Source organism: Amycolatopsis solani (assembly GCF_033441515.1).
GTDB lineage: Bacteria > Actinomycetota > Actinomycetes > Mycobacteriales > Pseudonocardiaceae > Amycolatopsis > Amycolatopsis solani.
The window spans coordinates 1,515,810-1,532,976 of the sequence record NZ_JAWQJT010000001.1 but is presented as its reverse complement, the minus strand read 5'-3'; the positions used below and the strand labels follow the sequence as shown (position 1 = coordinate 1,532,976).

Genomic DNA, 17,167 nt, shown 5'->3' with positions numbered 1-17,167 from the left:
GACATCCCTCACGATCTTCAGGAGAGCCCATGTCGCTGACCGAAGTCATCGAAGGCACCCGCAAGGCCGTCGACGCCGATCCGCACAACGCCGCCGTTTCCTTCAGCGTGGAGCACACCCTCAAGCCCGGGACCCGGACCGAAGTCGAGGTCAAGGTGCGGGACCACGGCTTCACCGTCGACGAACCGCCCGCGCTCGGGGGCACGGACCAGGCCGCCAACCCCGTCGAGTACGCGCTCGCCGCGCTCGGGTCGTGTCAGGTCGTCACCTACCAGTTCTGGGCGGCGAAGCGCGGGATCCCGATCGACTCGATCAAGGTCACCGTCGACGGCGATCTCGACCTGCACGGCTTCTTCGGGTTCGCCTTCAACACCCGGCCCGGTTTCGGGGACGTCCGGGTGTCCGTCCAGCTGGAAGGCCCGGCGAGCCGGGAGCGCTACGAAGACCTCAAGCGCGAGGTCGACGAGCACTGCCCGGTGCTCGACCTGTTCCGCAACGAGACGCCGGTGACGACGAAACTGACCTAGACGAACGTGTGGCGCACGATCGTCTGGTCGCGGCCCGGGCCGACGCCGATCGCCGAGATCCGGGCGCCCGACAGCTCTTCCAGGCGCTCGACGTACGCGCGCGCGTTCGCCGGGAGCTCCTCGAACGTGCGGCAGCCCGAGATGTCCTCGAACCAGCCCGGGAGCTCTTCGTAGATCGGGATCGCGTGGTGCACGTCGGTCTGCGTCATCGGCATGTCCTGCGTGCGGAAGCCGTCGACCTCGTAGCCGACGCACACCGGCACCTTCTCCAGGCCGGACAACACGTCCAGCTTCGTGAGGAAGTAGTCGGTGATGCCGTTGACGCGGACCGCGTACCGCGCGATCACCGCGTCGAACCAGCCGGTGCGGCGGGAGCGGCCGGTCGTGACGCCGAACTCGCCGCCCTGCTTGCGGAGGTACTCGCCCGACTCGTCGTGCAGCTCGGTCGGGAACGGGCCGGAGCCGACGCGGGTGGTGTACGCCTTGAGGATGCCGAGCACCGTGGTGATCCGGCCCGGGCCGATGCCCGAACCCGCGCTCGCGCCGCCGGACGTCGGGTTCGACGACGTCACGAACGGGTAGGTGCCGTGGTCGACGTCGAGCAGCGTGCCCTGCGAGCCTTCCAGCAGCACGGTCTCGCCGCGCTCGAGGGCCTGGTTGAGCTGCAGCCGCGTGTCGGCGATGCGGTGCGAGAACTTCTCGCCCGCCGCGAGCACCTCGTCGGCGACCTGGTCGGCGTCGAGTGCCTTGCGGTTGTAGACCTTCACCAGCACCTGGTTCTTGAACTCCAGCGCCGCCTCGACCTTCTGGCGGAAGATCTTCTCGTCGAGCAGGTCCTGCACGCGGACGCCGACGCGGGCGATCTTGTCCTGGTAGCACGGGCCGATGCCGCGGCCGGTGGTGCCGATCTTGCGGCTGCCGAGGTAGCGCTCGGTGACTTTGTCGATGGCGACGTGGTACGGCATGATCAGGTGCGCGTCGGCCGAAATCAGCAGCTTGGACGTGTCCACGTCCCGCGCTTCGAGGCCGGAGAGCTCGTCGAGCAGCACGCCCGGGTCCACCACCACGCCGTTGCCGATGACGTTGGTCACGCCCGGCGTCAGGATGCCGGACGGGATGAGGTGGAGGGCGAAGTTCTCGCCGTTCGGCAGGACGACCGTGTGACCGGCGTTGTTGCCACCCTGGTAGCGGACGACCCACTGGACGCGGTCACCCATCAGGTCGGTGGCCTTGCCCTTGCCTTCGTCCCCCCACTGGGCACCGATGAGCACGATGGCCGGCATGTGACACTCCAGGTGTTCGACGACTGAGGGTTTAGTGTCCCGGACGGACACCGGTGGCGCTGAAGAAATGCCGGTGCATGACTGTAACGGAGGACCTGCGGGTGCGCGGAATCGTGGTGGCCTGTGGCGACGGCGCGGCGGGCTTCGAAGAGGTCGACGACGTCGAGTCGGTCCGCGTGCCGAGCCTCCCCGGCAAGGCGGAAATCGACCCCTTGCTGGGCGAACACGATCACCTGGTCGTGTCGGGCACCGACGCGGACCTCGCCGCCGTCGTGCTTCGGCTGCTCCGGAAGGACGTGCTCTCCGGCGTGTCGGTCGGGTTCGTGCCGTCGGTCCCGGAGTCGTCGGTCGCCGCGCTCTGGGGTCTGCCCAAGACGCCGCTGCAGGCGCTCGCGCTCGCGTTGCGCGGGGAGGTCGACCCGGTGCCGCTGATCCGCGACGACGTCGGCGGCGTGCTCGTCGGACGCGGGCTGCTGCGGCTGGTCCGCGGGGTGGCCTACGCCGACGAGCAGGTGGCGCTGCGCGGGCCGGCCGCGTCGATCGAGGTGACGCCGGATCCGGACGGGCCCGGGATGGCCGTGCGCGTGGTGAAGGGCACGATCTTCAAGCGGCCGACGACGCTGTACTCGCGCGCGTTCCAGATCGGCTGCATCCCGACCCGGCCGGTGCGCGACGACGTCGTCTTCGAGCGCGCGGTGAACAAGTGGACGTGGTACCGGCACACGGAAGACCTTCGGCTGGTCCGCGGCGCCGTCTGACCTGCTATTTTCACGTTCGAGTGAGCGTGGGAATCCACTGCGTTCACCGACGGACAGCAAGATGTCACCTATACGTGTTGCACCCGCCACTCCCGTGTATCAGGGTTAGCTGTCCCCACACCTGACACGGAGGCAGCAAAATGCCAACCAGGCGTGCTGTTCGTCATTCATTCACCATTCTCGCGGCCACCGCCGTGCTCTCCGGGACGCTGGTCAGCGTCGCGGAGGCCACCCCGCCGGGCATCCCGTCGGCGACCACGGCGAAGTCCGAGCTCGCGTCCCTCACGGTCAAGGCCGACGGTTCGCAGACCGGCTACAGCCGGGACAAGTTTCCGCACTGGATCGACCAGGGCAACAGCTGCAACACCCGCGAAGTGGTGCTGAAGCGCGACGGCACGAACGTGGTCACCGGCTCCGACTGCGCCGCGACGTCCGGCAGCTGGAAGAGCCCGTACGACGGCGCGACCTGGACCGCGGCGTCCGATGTGGACATCGACCACGTCGTGCCGCTGGCCGACGCGTGGCGCACGGGTGCGTCTTCGTGGACGACCGCGCAGCGCCAGGCGTACGCGAACGACCTCACCGACCCGCAGCTGATCGCCGTGACGGACAACGTCAACCAGGAGAAGGGCGACAAGTCGCCCGACCAGTGGAAGCCGCCGCTCACGAGCTACTGGTGCACCTACGCGAAGATGTGGGTCGCGGTGAAGTACAAGTTCAAGCTGACGATCAACACGGCCGAGAAGAGCGCCCTCACCGACATGCTGGGCCGCTGCTGATCCGCTGTGGTCCCGTCCTCGTGAGTGTTTAGTCGGGTTCTAACCCGACTAAACACTCACGACCACCGGCGCCGAACGGAAGTCAAGGGGGAGTCTTTGCGGTGCCAGGGAATGGGATCGCCGTTCGCCTGCTGGGACGGCCTTCAGTGCGAGATTAGCGTCGCCGGTTGAAGACGCAACCACTCCCGCTGGAGGCCGTCCGGTGTCCCTGCTTCTCCGCGCCCGCAACGCCGCGGCCCTGCTCACCCTGCCCGTGCTCCTGACCGCCTGCGCCGCCGCCGGCACCGAGCAAGCCGCCGACGCCGGCCCGCCGAAGGCCGGTGGCGTTCTCCGGCTCGGCATCTCGTCCGCGCCCGACTGCCTCGACCCGCAGCAGGTCGCCACGAACGCGTCCATCAACGTCGCGCGTCAGCTCGTCGACTCGCTCACCGACCAGGACCCGAAGACCGGCGAGATCAAGCCGTGGCTCGCCGAGAAGTGGGAGAGCAACGCCGATTCGACGGCGTTCACCTTCCACCTGCGGTCCGGCGCGACGTTCTCCGACGGCAGCCCGGTCGACGCCGCCGCGGTGAAGACGAGCTTCGACGGCATCAAGGCCCTCAGCACGAAAGCCCAGCTCGGTTACGGCTACCTCGCCGCGTACAAGGGTTCCAGCGTGGTCGACCCGCAGACCGTCCGCCTCGATTTTTCCGCGCCCAGCGCCCAGTTCCTGCAGGCCAGCTCGACGGTGTCGCTCGGCGTCCTCGCGCCCGCCGCGTTCAAGAAGACGCCGGAGCAGCGCTGCCAGGGCAACGGCCTCATCGGCTCCGGGCCGTTCGTCTTCGAAAGCCTGAAGCAGAACCAGGAGATCGTCCTGGCCAAGCGCAAGGGGTACGGCTGGGGCTCGTCGCTGTTCAAGCACCAGGGCGAGGCCTACCTCGACAAGATCGACTACAAGATCGTGCCCGAGCCCGGCGTCCGCACGGGCAGCCTCGCCTCCGGCCAGCTCGACGCCGCCACCGACATCCAGCCGGTCGACGAGCCCCAGTTCAAGGGCAACGGCTTCAGCGAGAACATCCGCCCCAACCCCGGGGTCGTGTTCAACTTGCACGCCAACACCACCCGCGGGGTGCTCGCCGACGAGAAGGTGCGCCAGGCCGTGCTCAAGGGCGTCGACCGCACCGAGGTCGTGAACACCGTGCTGACGCCGAACTACAAGGCCGCCACGAGCATCCTCGGCTCGGCGACGCCGCTGGTCAGTGACCTTTCGCAGCAGCTCGCGTACGACCAGAAGGGCGCGGCGGCGCTCCTCGACGGCGACGGCTGGGTGCCCGGCGCGGACGGGATCCGCACCAAGAACGGGCAGCGGCTGAGCGCGGCCGTGGTGTTCTCGCCGGTGTTCAACCAGAACCGCAGCGCGCTGGAGCTGATCCAGCAGCAGCTGCGCAAGATCGGCTTCGACCTGAAGATCGAGCAGCACACCACCGCCGAAACCACGCAGATCCAGCTGTCCGGGAACTACGACTTCCTCTGGTACAACGTCACCCGGGCCGACCCGGACATCCTGCGCAGCCAGTTCTCCACCAAGGCGGGCAACCGGAGCAAGCTGACGCCGGGCAACCCGCTGGACGCCGCCCTGGACGCCCAGTCGTCCACTGTGGACACGGCGAAGCGCAAGCCCTCGGCCGACGAGGCCCAGAAGCTGATCATCGAGCACGCGTACGCGGTTCCGGTGTTCGAGCTGACGCAGGTGGTCGCGCTGAGCTCGAAGGCGCACGCCGTCGACTTCGAAGCGTCGTCACGGCTGCAGCTCTTCGACGCGTGGCTCTCGTGAGGCGGTACCTCCTCCGCCGCGTCGGGCAGGCGGTGTTCGTGCTGTGGGCGGCGTTCACGCTGTCGTTCCTGATCCTCTACCTGCTGCCGGGTGACGCCGTTTCGGCGAAGCTCGCCGGCGGGGAGGCCGGGGCGTCGATGACGCCGGAGCAGGTCGCCGCCGCCCGCGCGGAGTACGGCCTCGACTCGTCCTTGCCGGTGCAGTACCTGAACCGCCTGGTCGCGGCGCTGCACGGCGACTTCGGGCGCAGCGTCGCGACCGGTGACGACGCCACGCACATGGTCGTCACGGCGCTGCCACCGACGCTCGCGGTGACCGGGCTGGCGCTCGTGTTCGCGGTGCTGTTCGGCGGCGGCACGGCGCTCCTCGGCACGTTCACGCGGTTCCGCTGGCTGCGGCAGGCGCTGCTGTCGTTGCCGTCGCTGGCGATCTCGCTGCCGCCGTTCTGGGTGGGACTGCTGCTGATCCAGTTCTTCTCGTTCCGCCTGCGGCTGCTGCCCGCGCTGGGCACGCAGGGCTTCGCCGCGCTGCTCCTGCCGGCGATCACCCTGGCCCTGCCGACCGGCGCGATCATCGGCCAGGTGCTGGCGAAGAGCCTGGCCACGCAACAGGAAGAGCCGTACGCCGAGATCGCGGCGGCCAAGGGCGCGAGCCGCTGGCGCGTCCACTTCGGACACCTGCTGCGCAACGCGGCCGTGCCGACACTGACCGTCGCCGGGGTCGTCGCGGGCAACCTGGTCGCGGGTTCGGTGATCACCGAGACGGTGTTCTCGCGCGACGGCGTCGGCCGGATCACCGCGTCCGCCGTCACCGCGCAGGACGTGCCGGTGGTGCAGGCGGTGATCGTACTGGCCGCGCTGGTGTTCGTGGTGCTCAACCTGGTCGTCGACCTGCTCTACCCGCTGCTCGACCCCCGCATCGCCCGGACGCCGGAGGTGGCCCGTGGTTGACCTCGCCCAGACCCCGACGCGGAGCTTTCACGTGAAAGCTCCGCCCGGGCTGGTGCTCGCGGTGGTCGTGCTCGCGTTCGTGCTGCTCGCGGCCTTCGTGCCGGGGCTGCTGACCGGCTACGACCCGATCGCCGGCGTCCCGGCCGAACGGCTGCAGGGGCCGTCGTTGCACCACGTGTTCGGCACCGACGAAACCGGCCGTGACGTCTACGCGCGCGTGATCCACGGGGCGTCGCTCTCGCTGCGAGCGACGGCGATCGCCGTGCTCGTGGCACTGGTGGCGGGCTCCGCGCTCGGCCTGCTGGCCGGGTTCCGCGGTGGCTGGGCGGACACCGCGATCATGCGGGTCGTCGACGTCTTCCTCGCCATCCCGCCGATCCTGCTGTCGCTCGCCCTGGTCACGGCGCTGGGCTTCGGCACGACGAACGTCGCGATCGCCGTCGGCATCGCGAACCTGGCGTCCTTCGCGCGGGTCATGCGCGCGGAGGTGCTCCGCGTGCGCAACGGCGTGTTCGTCGAAGCCGCGCGGGCTTCCGGGGTGCGCTGGTCGGGCGTGCTGCTGCGGCACGTCCTGCCGAACGCGGCGGGCCCGGTGCTCGCGCTGGCGACCTTGACGCTGGGCACCGCGGTGCTCGAGGTGTCGGCGCTGAGCTTCCTCGGTTTCGGCGCGACCCCGCCGACGCCGGAGTGGGGCTCGCTGGTCGCGGGCGGCCGCAGTTTCCTGGCCACGGCCTGGTGGATGACGACGTTCCCGGGCCTGACGGTGGCGGCGGTCGTCCTCGCCGCGAACCGGCTGTCCCGCGCGCTGGACGGAGGAGACCGATGACCCTGCTGCGGATTGCGGACCTGGCGGTGTCGTACCGGAAGGTGCCGGCCGTCCGCGACGTCGGCCTGCATGTCGACGCGGGCGAAGTGGTCGCCGTCGTCGGCGAGTCGGGCTCGGGCAAGTCGACCACGGCCCACGCGGCCATCGGCCTGCTGCCCCGCGGCGGCCGCGTCGACGGCGGCTCGATCACCTTCGACGGCCGCGACCTGCTCGCGCTGTCGGACAAGCAGTGGCGCGGGGTGCGCGGCCGCGAGATCGCGCTGGTGCCGCAGGACCCGGCGGTGTCGCTGAATCCGGTGCACCGCATCGGCGACCAGGTCGCGGAGGTGCTGAAGATCCACGGCCTGGCGGACCGGCGCACCGCTTCCCTGGAGGCGATTTCCCTGCTGGAGCGCGCCGGCGTCCCCGACCCCGCGGTGCGGGCGCGCCAGTACCCGCACCAGCTGTCGGGCGGCTTGCGGCAGCGGGTGCTGATCGCGTCGGCGCTGGCCGGGCGGCCGAAGCTGATCATCGCGGACGAGCCGACGTCGGCGCTGGACGTCACGGTCCAGCGCCGGATCCTCGACCACCTCACTTCGCTGGCGGCGGAGTCCGGGACGGCGATCCTGCTGATCACGCACGACCTCGGCGTCGCGGCCGACCGCGCGTCGCGGATCGTGGTGCTGTCCGACGGTTCGGTGGTCGAGGAGGGTTCGTCGGTGGTCAGCACGCCGACGCACCCGTACACGCGGCAGCTGATCGCGGCGGCGCCGAGCTTGTCCAGCCCTTCGCGCCCACCGGCTCCCGCTGCCGAGCCGCTGGTTTCAGTGCGAGACCTCGCGAAGACGTTCGACGGCGGCATCCGCGCGGTCGACGGCGTTTCGTTCGACATCCCGCGCGGCCAGACCCTGGCCCTGGTGGGCGAATCGGGCTCGGGCAAGTCGACGACCGCGCGCATGGTGCTGCGCTTGGAGACCCCGTCCGCGGGCTCGATCTCCTTCGACGGCGCCGACATCACGTCGCTCGCGGGCCAGGAACTGCGCCGGCTGCGGCGGCGGATGCAGATCGTGTACCAGAACCCGTACGCGTCCCTGAACCCGAAGTTCTCTATCGAGGACGTCGTGGCGGAGCCGCTGCGGGCGTTCGGTCTCCCGCGCACTTCGGTGCCCTCGCTGCTCGACCAGGTGGCGCTGCCGGCCTCGGTGGCCCGCCGCAAGCCGGCCGAGCTGTCGGGCGGCCAGCGCCAGCGGGTGGCGATCGCCCGTGCGCTGGCCCTGCGCCCGGACCTGGTGGTGTGCGACGAACCGGTGTCGGCCCTGGACGTGTCGGTGCAGGCCCAGATCCTGGAGCTGCTGGCGGAACTGCAGTCTTCGCTGGGGTTGTCGTACCTGTTCATCTCGCACGACCTGGCGGTGGTCCGGCAGCTGGCGGACCAGGTGGGCGTGATGCGGGTGGGGGCGCTGGTGGAGCTGGGCCCGGCCGCGCGGGTGCTGGAGGCCCCGGAGGCGGAGTACACGAAGGAGCTGCTGGCGGCGATACCCGGGCGTTCGGCGCAGGAAGTGGGCTGAGACAGAAACCGGACAGGATCGACGGTGAGTGCTTTTCCCACTGCACTGTGCGACGTATGGTCTGGACCATGCGGAGGATCGGTGTGGCCTTCGTGGCCTTGGTGCTGATGATTTCGGGTGCGGTGCCGGCTTCGGCCGCCGCCGGGCGCAGGGTTGTCGTCTACTACCAGACCATCTACAACGGCTCGGCCTACGTCTCACCGCTCACGTTGCAGGGCACCGGTGTCACCGACGTCGTCGTCGGCGCGATCCACCTCGACGCCAACAGCGTCGTGCACCTCAACGACGATCCGCCGGACGCCGCCAAGTTCACCCGGATGTGGCAGGACCTCGCCACCCTCAAGAACAGCGGCGTGCACGTCCTCGCGTTCGTCGGCGGGGCCGCCGCGGGGAGTTTCCAGCGGCTCGAAACGCAGTTCGACACCTACTACCCCCTGCTGCGCAACCTGATCCGGACGTACTCGCTCTCCGGCATCGACCTCGACGTCGAAGAGCACATGTCGAACGCCGCGCTCAACAAGGTCATCGACGCGCTGCGGGCCGACTTCGGCAGCTCGTTCCTCGTCACGCTGGCGCCGGTCGCGACCGAGCTCAGCGGTGGGGGCGGCCTCTCCGGGCTGAACTACGACACGCTCTACCGCGAGCGCGGAGCGCAGATCTCCTGGTTCAACGCCCAGTTCTACTGCGGCTGGGGCTCGCTGAGCAGCACCTCCGGCTACGACAACATCATCCGCCGCGGCGTGGTGCCGGCGAGCAAGGTCGTCGCCGGGACCGTCACCAACCCCGCCAACTGCAGTGGTTACGTCGCCATGTCGACCCTGCAGTCGACCGTCCGGAGCCTGATCTCGAAGTACTCCGACTTCGGCGGCGTCGACGGCTGGGAGTACTTCAACTCCCTGCCCGGCGGCACGTCCGCGCCACAGCAGTGGGTGCAGCAAATCGCTCCGGTGGTCAAGGGCTGAGCGGTACGCTCGGGCGGTGCGGATCCTCTTCACGTGCCGCCCGGCGTACGGCCACCTGTTCCCCTTGCTGCCCTTGGCGAACGCGGCCGCGGCCGCCGGCCACGAAGTCGTCTTCGGCACCGGTGAAGCGTTCGTGCCGAAGGTGCGCGACCTCGGTTTCGAGGTCCACCGCGCGGGCATCGCCATCAGCGAAGCCGAAGCCGAGGCGAAGAAGCGCCACGGCGAGGACGCGGGTTTCCTCGACGTCGGCATCACGATGTTCGCCGAGCTGCTGCCGCAGTCCCTGCTCGACGACCTGACGCCGCTGCTCCCGCGGCTGCGCCCCGACCTCGTGGTCTACGAAATGAGCGACGTCGGCACCGCGATCGCCGCGCGCCGGGCGGGCGTCCCCGCCGTCTCGGTCGTGATCGGGCGGTCCATGCCGCCGGAGGTGCTGGCGATCGCCGCCGATCGGCTGCGGCCGCTCTGGGGGACGCTGCCCGCGGACGCGCTGCTCGGCGACGCCTGCGTCGACGTCTGGCCCGACCGCCTCCGCGACCCGGGCACCGCGGGCGTGCCGAAGGTGTTCCGGATGCGCCCGACGCCGTACGACCCGGACGTCCCGCTGCCGCCGCTCCCGGCCGGCGGCTTCGTCTACCTCACGCTGGGCACCGTCGTCTTCGGCGCGACCGACGTGCTGCGCGGGACGATCGCCGCGCTGTCGCGGCTCGACGTCGACGTGCTGGTGGCCCTCGGTCCCGGCGACCCGGCCGCGCTGGGTCCGCTGCCGGATCGGGTGCGGGCCACCGGGTTCGTGCCGCAGGCGCAGGTCCTCGCGCACGCGGGCCTGGTCGTCCACCACGGCGGCACCGGCACGGTGCTCGCCTCGCTCGCCGCCGGCCTGCCGCAGCTGGTGCTGCCCCAGGGCGCCGACCAGTTCGCCAACGCGGAAAGCCTCGAAGCGCTCGGCGCGGCGAAGGCGCTGGTGGGCGACGCGGTCCGGCTTCCCGCGATCGAAGCCGCGGTCCGGACCCTGCTCGACGACCCGAAGCCACGCGAGATCGCCTTGGCCGTCGCGGCCGAGATCGCGGAAATGCCGCCGCCCGAACAGGTTCTCGGCGAGATCGTCAGCTGGGCGGGTTGACCAGCGCCAGGATTTCGCGTGCGACGGAATCGTTCTGGCGGAAGGACAAGGCGTTCGTCCGCGGCCGCGTGAACGCCGCCGCCGAGCGGGCGCTCGTGTGCGGGCCCACGGCGAAGCGGTGCGGGTGGGGCTGCCCGGCGCCGTCGAGCAGGCGGGAATCCGAGACGCGCGTGTGGATGCGACCGGACGGCAGGCGCGCGCCGGTGACCGGGTCCGCCACCGTTTCTTCGGCCAGTTCGCCCGCGTCGCGCAGCTGGCGGAGCAGGCCGTCGGCCGCGCGGGTCACGCTCGGACCCGGCAGCCGTGCCTCGACGAGCGTCCGGGCCTCGACGGTGCCCGGGAAGCTCGCGCTCACCGAGACGAACGTGCCGCCCGCCGCCGTCACCGTCATGTCCGCGCCCGCGAACGAAACGATCCCCGCGTCGTGCAGCGCCAGCAGTTCCTCCAGGCGGCGCGGCGGCGGACCGCTTGCGTAGTAGGAGAAGAACCCGTGGAACCAGCCGTCCATGTCGGACACCTGGGAGGCCGCGTCCAGCCGTCCTTTTTGGACCAACGCGGGCAGCTGGCTGTACACCGAGAGCAACGCCGTGAAGGCGCCGAGGTCGGCGCTGAACTCCTGATCCGCGCGGCGAGCGAGGTCACCCTCGATGTATTCGCGCAGCTCTTTGCCGAACTCCTCCGCCGTGCCGAACACGCGGCCCGCCATCGGCCGGTCGATGCGGTCCAGGTCGAGCCGGTCCGCCTCGGCGGGTACGGCCCGCGCGACGAGGTCGTGCATACCCGGCGAATCCCAGGCCAGGTCGGCGAAAGCGTCGGCGAACACCACGAAGTCCAGGCGCACGCGGTCCGGGTGGCCGGTGAACAGCTCGCTGTAGTAGCCCCAGGCCAGTTCCTTCGCGATCAGCGGCCAGACGTCGGTGCGGAAGTCCAGCGCGCCGGGGGTGCCGGCCAGCGCGTCGATGGCGTAGGCGTCGAAGAACCTGGGCAGCAGCGCCGGTTTCCCGCGCGGCCGGTAGCCGATCTTCGCGTGGTACGGGACACCGCGCCGCGAGCCGACGTGCAGGATCGGCTCGGCGCCGCTCGGGTGGTAGCGGAGACCGCCGCAGGCCAGCTCTTCGAAGCGGCCGCCGCGCCCCTCGGTGAGCAGCAGCATCAGGTCGACGAACGCCAGCCCGAACCCGCGCACCAGCACGGTTTCACCGGGCGGGATGGCGGCGTAGTCGACGTCGGCGGTGTAGCCGGCCGGGTAGTAGGCCAGCCCGTGCCGCGCGGCGAACGACACCAGCTCGCGCTCGCGGTCGTCCGGCTCCGCGTCGAGGTGCCCGACGGTGAACACGACGGCGTCCGCCCGCAGCGCCGTCCCGTCGGACAGGCTGACGGTGTAACCGTCCACCCCGACCGCCCGCGCGGCGTGCTCGACGACGTCGACGCCGTCGGGGAGGCCTTCGACGACCGTCCGGTAGACCCAGGTCAGGTAGGCGCTCTGCAGGCGCCGGGTGGGGAAGTCGAAGGGGTCGAGCGCGGTGAGTTCGGCGACGACGTCGGGCGGGACCTCGGCGTCCAGACCACCGTCGCGGACCTGGCGCGCCCAGTCGAGCAGCGTCGGGCCGGGGCGGACCGGGCCGGTCATCTTCACCGATTCGTCGGTGTACATCGTGACGTCCTCGGGCATGGAGTTCATGCGCAGGAGCGGTGACTGGTCGTAGCGCCACACGCGGCCGGGGCCGGGCGGGAAGGGGTCGATCAGGTGCACCTCGAGCCGCCGTCCGCCGAGCAGCTCCGCGGCGTTGGCGCCGAGCCGTTCGAGGACGCCGACCCCACGGGGTCCGGCGCCCACGACGGCGAGGGTGAACGGCGGAGAATCGGCCACGAACCCGAAGCTACGCCCGGGTCGTTACGGGAAAGGGTCTTCCCACAGAGCGGAACCAAGCAGGTCCGCACGCGTTCCACCCTGCGGACGTCGTTGCCGCGCCCCGCCCGCCAGGCGTAGCCGTGGCAGTAGCGACGCGAGACAAGGGGATGGCATGCCGGTCGAATTCCTGGGCATCGGGGGCACGCACGACGGGTCCGAAACGCACGCACGCACCGGCGGGGTGTTCGACAAGGAGTACACGCTGCGCCTGGCCCGCGCGCACGAAGACTTCGGCTGGGACCGGGTGCTGTTCGCCTACGGTTCGGGCTCGCCGGACCCCGCGCAGGCGGCGGCGTACGTGGCCACGAAGCTCGACAAGCTGCAGATCCTGCTCGCCCACCGCGCCAACGTCTCGTCCCCGACGTTCGCCGCGAAGACGTTCGCCACGCTCGACCAGATCTCCGACGGCCGCCTCACGGTCCACTTCATCACCGGCGGCAACGACCACGAGCAGCAGCGCGAAGGCGACTACCTGACCAAGGACGAGCGCTACGGGCGCACCCGCGAGGCCATCCGGATCATCAAGCAGGCCTGGACGTCCGACGAGCCCTTCGACTTCGAGGGGCAGTACTACCGCTTCGCGGACTACGTCAGCGACGTCAAGCCGGTCCAGCAGCCCCGGCCCGGCGTGTCCTTCGGCGGGTCGTCGCCGGCCGCGTACGCCGCGGGGGGCGCCGAAGCGGACATCTACTGCCTCTGGGGCGAGCCGCTGGCCCAGACCGCGGAGCAGATCGGGTCGGTCAAGGCCGCCGCACTGGCCGCCGGCCGCACCGACGTGCCGCGGATCCAGGTCGCGTTCCGGCCGATCATCGCGCCGACCGAGGAACTGGCCTGGGAAAAGGCGTACGCGACGGTGGGCGCGATCAAGGACCGCACGAAGGGAGGGCAGCCGTTGACCCGCCGGCACAAGCTCACCGAGCCCGAGAACACCGGCTCGCAGCGGCTGCTGGAGATCGCGGCGAACGGCGAGCGCTTCGACCGCGCGCTGTGGACCCCGACGGCGGCCGCGACCGGCGGCGCGGGCAACTCGAACGCGCTGGTCGGAACGCCGGAGACGGTCGCTCAGGCGCTGCTCGACTACTACGACCTCGGCGTGGAGATCCTGTCCGCCCGCGGCTACGACATGCTCGGCGACACGATCGACTTCGGCCGCTACGTGATCCCGATCGTCCGCGAGGAGGTCGCCAAGCGCGACGCGGCCCGCGCGGCGATCGCGGCCCGCACCCCGCGCGAGGACGCCCTCACCGTCGACGGCTGAGCTCCACGCCACCGGGCCCGATGGCCCGAAGGGCCCTTCCCTGCGCTGAAGGGGACTTTGCTGTCATGTGACGCCAGGAACGTCCCCTTCAGTACGCGCCGGGCGGTAAGTCGACCACGCGTCTCGCGGCCCCGGCGCTGAGCCCGGTTTCCCCAGGTAGCCACCTCGCCAACGAGAGGTGGCTACCCTGCCTCTGGTCCTCCGGCCATCGAGCCCGCCGACCCGAAGGGCCCCTTCGTGTCCTCTCATGCGCCGAAGGGGACTTTGCTGTCATGTGACGCCAGGAACGTCCCCTTCAGTACGCGCCGGGCGGTAAGTCGACCACGCGTCTCGCGGCCCCGGCGCTGAGCCCGGTTCCCCCAGGTAGCCACCTCGCGAACGCGAGGTGGCTACTTTTGCCTCTGGTCCTCCGGCCATCGGGTGCGGAATGATCCATTGGTGACTCCTGGGCCACCGGTCAGACACTGCGGGCTATCGTCTGACCCGTTCGGGAAAGCTCCGTGACACCTTGGATACCAGCGAAAGAACCTAGAGATTTACCAACAGTCACGGGACACTGGCTGGGGTAACTCACGTACCGTGACTGCCCCATGACCGACTGGTCGTCTCGTCGCCGGAGCCGGAGGTCATGGGACGGACGCGGTCTGCACAAGAGGTCGGGAGAAAACGCATGGCAGCACCGCCGGATCGGGTCACGTTCCGCGAGGTGTTCGGGATCGCCGAGTTCCGGGCGCTGTGGTTCGGGGAACTGCTGTCGATCGCCGGCGACCAGCTGGCCAGAGTCGCGCTGTCCATCCTCGTCTTCACCGGCACCAACTCCGCGACCCTGACCGGCCTGACCTACGCACTGACCTACGCCCCGTCGCTGCTCGGCGGCATCTTCCTGACCGGCCTCGCCGACCGCTTCCCCCGCCGCGCCGTGATGGTGGTCGTCGACCTGGTGCGGGCCGGGCTGATCCTGCTCGTCGCGCTGCCCGGCATGCCGTTCTGGCTGATGTGCGTGCTGGTCGGCGGCGTCTCCCTGGTCAACCCGCCGTTCAAGGCGTCCCAGCTGGCGCTGCTGCCGCAGGTGCTCGAAGGTGACCGGTTCGTCGTCGGGATGGGCATCCGCAGCATGACCGTGCAGAGCGCGCAGCTGCTCGGGTTCGCCGGCGGTGGCGCGCTGCTGATCGCCCTCGACCCGCACGTCGCGCTGGTCATCGACGCCGCCACGTTCCTGCTCTCCGCCGCCTTCGTCCGCTTCGGCGTCCGCGCTCGGCCGGCCGCGGCGAGCGGTGAGCAGCGCAAGTCGTTCTTCGCGACGCTCGGTGGCGGCGGCCGGACGGCGTTCGCCAGCTCTCCACTTCGGACGCTCGTGCTCTTCACCTGGCTGATGGGGCTGCTGCCGGTTTACGAAGGCATCGCCGCGCCGTACGTCTCGGCGGCGGGTGGCGGGCCCGAAGCGATCGGCCTGCTGCTGGCGGCCGACCCGATCGGCAGCGTCATCGCGACCTTCGCCTACACGCGCTGGGTGCCCGCGCGGCTGCGGCCGCGGCTGATCGGCCCGCTGGCGGCGCTGTGCGCGGTGCCGCTGGTGCTCTGCTTCCTGAACCCCGGCCCGGTGTCCTCGATCGTCCTGTTCATCGTGTCCGGCGGGTTCGGCACGGTTTGCCTGCTTCAGGCGACGGCGTCGCTGACCCTGGCGGTGCCCGACGAGCAGCGCGCGCAGGTGATGGGCCTCTCCAACACCGGGCTGACCACGATGATGGGCATCAGCCCGCTCATCGGCGGCGTGCTCGCGGACCAGCTGACCCCGCACGGCACGGTCGGCATCTTCGGCGTCGTGGGAGTGGTGCTCACCCTGCCGCTGGCGGCGCTGTGGGCCCGATCGTTATCGGGCGAACCCGGACGGTGGCACGACAAAGAAGCCGCACGCGCCGAACATGCTTGACATGCCCCGCGCGTGGGCTCGACCTGCGCGACCTTGCGGTGCGCTGTGCGGTCACTGATCTTTGCCGCGCATCGCTGGCCACCTCTCGTTCCGGTGTCAACCAAAAAGTACACACCGAAAGCCCTTGTGGACAGCTGGCAAACGGTCTGAAACTGTCCGTGAGTAGATTGTCACTGATCACCTGCGCAAGGGGCTGGGGGAAAAATGGTCACATCGGGGGAACGGTCTGGACAAGCCTCGGTTCGTGGTGTTGCCGACTGGGCACTGTGGTCACGGCCACGGGCCTGGGTCGCCGTCACACTCACCGCGATCACCGTCATGCTGGCCTGGACCACCGCGGCCGCACTCACGATTCCGGTCACGCTCGCGAACCTGGGGACGTTCGCGCTGCTCACCGCCCTGGCGGTGACCCAGAGCGAGGTCAGCAGGCGCATCGAGCGCCAGCGCCGGATCCTGAGCAACGGCCCGCACATCAACATGACTTCGGTCTGGCTGCTGCCCGCCGGACTGCTCGTGCCGCCGCAACTGATCGCCGTGCTGGGCACGGTGCTGTACGTCTACCTCGCGTTCCGCAGCTGGTCGGGCTTCCGACCGGGTGAATTCCACCGCGTCGCGGCCAACGCGACCACGATGATCCTCTCCGGGTTCGCGGCCAACTTCGTCGCGACCGCGCTGCACGGGCACGGGATGACCGCCGTGGCGCTCGCCGCCATCGCGTTCTTCGCCACCAACACCGCGCTGACCGGGCTCGGGCTCTACCTGGCCGCTCCGGAGAAGGCGACCGTCGAGGGCTGCCTCGGCAACATGGACGACAACCTGCTGGAGCTGGCCACCCTGTGCGTCGGCGGCCTGCTGGTGATGGTCTTGACCACCGAGCCGCTGCTGTCGGTGCTCGTGATCCTGCCGCTCTACGTGCTGCAGCGATCCGTGCTGATCAAGCGGCTCGAGGAGCTCGCCACGACCGACCAGAAGACGCAGCTGCTCAACGCCACCACCTGGCAGGACGGCGCGCAGCGCGAGATTTCGCGCGCCGAGCGGGAAAACGGCAGCTTCGGCGCCATGATGATCGACCTCGACCACTTCAAGCGGATCAACGACACCTACGGGCACCTCGCGGGGGACGACGTGCTCAAGGCGGTCGCCGCCGTGGTCAAGCAGGAGACCAGGGCGCACGACCTGGTCGGGCGGTTCGGCGGCGAGGAGTTCGTCGCGCTGCTGCCCGCGACGTCCAAAGAGGACGCGATCGTCACCGCCGAGCGGATCCGGCAGCGGGTCAGCGAACTGGTCATCAGCACCAAGACCAACGAGGGCACGGCGGTCGACATCGAACGCCAGACGGCGTCCATCGGCGTCGCCGCGTTCCCGCTCGACGGGTCGTCCATCGAGGACGTGATGTCGGCCGCGGACGCGGCCGTCTACGCGGCCAAGCACGGCGGGCGGAACCGGGTGGTCGGTTCCGTCGCGCTGCCGGAGATGGCCGTCGCTTAGCTGCGCTCCGG

The 17,167-nt window shown here is 70.3% G+C and carries 14 protein-coding genes; 12 read left to right on the top strand and 2 right to left on the bottom strand.

Translation table 11 applies throughout. The annotated features are described in order from the left end of the window. Positions 1-29 precede the first annotated feature (29 nt). Positions 30-527, top strand: a complete 498-nt coding sequence (locus SD460_RS07745; protein ID WP_290050446.1) for an OsmC family protein — start codon at positions 30-32, stop codon at positions 525-527. On the opposite strand, the gene SD460_RS07740 is transcribed toward SD460_RS07745, so the two are convergent. Continuing rightward, a complete protein-coding gene (locus SD460_RS07740) occupies positions 524-1,810 on the bottom strand; it encodes an adenylosuccinate synthase (protein WP_290050443.1) in 1,287 nt (428 codons plus the stop codon). The two genes, SD460_RS07745 and SD460_RS07740, sit on opposite strands and share 4 nt — an antisense overlap. Positions 1,811-1,887: 77 nt before the next feature. Between SD460_RS07740 and SD460_RS07735 the strand changes: the two genes are divergently transcribed. The 8 genes from SD460_RS07735 (at position 1,888) to SD460_RS07700 (ending at position 10,568) form a co-directional block, all read left to right on the top strand. After that, entirely contained in the window at positions 1,888-2,568 is a 681-nt protein-coding gene (locus tag SD460_RS07735; protein ID WP_438860543.1) for a hypothetical protein, read from the top strand. Positions 2,569-2,708: 140 nt separating this feature from the next. Then, the gene (locus SD460_RS07730) at positions 2,709-3,347 is read left to right on the top strand and encodes an HNH endonuclease family protein (RefSeq protein ID WP_290050441.1); all 639 of its coding nucleotides are present in this window, start codon (positions 2,709-2,711) and stop codon (positions 3,345-3,347) included. A 202-nt stretch (positions 3,348-3,549) separates the two neighbouring features. Beyond that, positions 3,550-5,160, top strand: coding sequence for an ABC transporter substrate-binding protein (locus tag SD460_RS07725; protein ID WP_290050440.1), 1,611 nt, complete (start codon positions 3,550-3,552; stop codon positions 5,158-5,160). After that, positions 5,157-6,110, top strand: a complete 954-nt coding sequence (locus SD460_RS07720; RefSeq protein WP_290050555.1) for an ABC transporter permease — start codon at positions 5,157-5,159, stop codon at positions 6,108-6,110. The genes SD460_RS07725 and SD460_RS07720 overlap by 4 nt, the downstream gene beginning before the upstream one ends. 31 nt (positions 6,111-6,141) lie before the next feature. After that, complete coding sequence (locus SD460_RS07715) at positions 6,142-6,936, top strand: ABC transporter permease (protein WP_290050439.1); 795 nt, start codon at positions 6,142-6,144, stop codon at positions 6,934-6,936. Next, positions 6,933-8,483: a dipeptide ABC transporter ATP-binding protein gene (locus tag SD460_RS07710; protein ID WP_318306022.1), complete on the top strand. Its 1,551-nt coding sequence runs from the start codon at positions 6,933-6,935 to the stop codon at positions 8,481-8,483. Before SD460_RS07715 ends, SD460_RS07710 begins: the two co-directional genes overlap by 4 nt. A 68-nt stretch (positions 8,484-8,551) precedes the next feature. Then, positions 8,552-9,445, top strand: a complete 894-nt coding sequence (locus SD460_RS07705) for a glycosyl hydrolase family 18 protein (protein ID WP_290050436.1) — start codon at positions 8,552-8,554, stop codon at positions 9,443-9,445. Positions 9,446-9,461: 16 nt separating this feature from the next. Then, positions 9,462-10,568 carry a glycosyltransferase gene (locus SD460_RS07700; RefSeq protein ID WP_318306021.1) on the top strand — a complete coding sequence of 369 codons (1,107 nt, stop codon included), beginning with the start codon at positions 9,462-9,464 and terminating at the stop codon, positions 10,566-10,568. Here SD460_RS07700 and SD460_RS07695 read toward each other — a convergent pair. Beyond that, complete coding sequence (locus SD460_RS07695; RefSeq protein WP_290050435.1) at positions 10,552-12,438, bottom strand: FAD/NAD(P)-binding protein; 1,887 nt, start codon at positions 12,436-12,438, stop codon at positions 10,552-10,554. The genes SD460_RS07700 and SD460_RS07695 overlap by 17 nt on opposite strands. A 154-nt stretch (positions 12,439-12,592) precedes the next feature. Between SD460_RS07695 and SD460_RS07690 the strand changes: the two genes are divergently transcribed. The 3 genes from SD460_RS07690 (at position 12,593) to SD460_RS07680 (ending at position 17,156) form a co-directional block, all read left to right on the top strand. Further along, on the top strand, positions 12,593-13,738 hold the full coding sequence (locus SD460_RS07690) for an LLM class flavin-dependent oxidoreductase (protein ID WP_290050433.1): 1,146 nt from the start codon (positions 12,593-12,595) through the stop codon (positions 13,736-13,738). A gap of 670 nt (positions 13,739-14,408) precedes the next feature. Then, positions 14,409-15,668: an MFS transporter gene (locus SD460_RS07685; protein WP_290050431.1), complete on the top strand. Its 1,260-nt coding sequence runs from the start codon at positions 14,409-14,411 to the stop codon at positions 15,666-15,668. Between the two features lie 318 nt (positions 15,669-15,986). Next, positions 15,987-17,156 carry a GGDEF domain-containing protein gene (locus SD460_RS07680; RefSeq protein WP_438860541.1) on the top strand — a complete coding sequence of 390 codons (1,170 nt, stop codon included), beginning with the start codon at positions 15,987-15,989 and terminating at the stop codon, positions 17,154-17,156. Positions 17,157-17,167 lie beyond the last annotated feature (11 nt).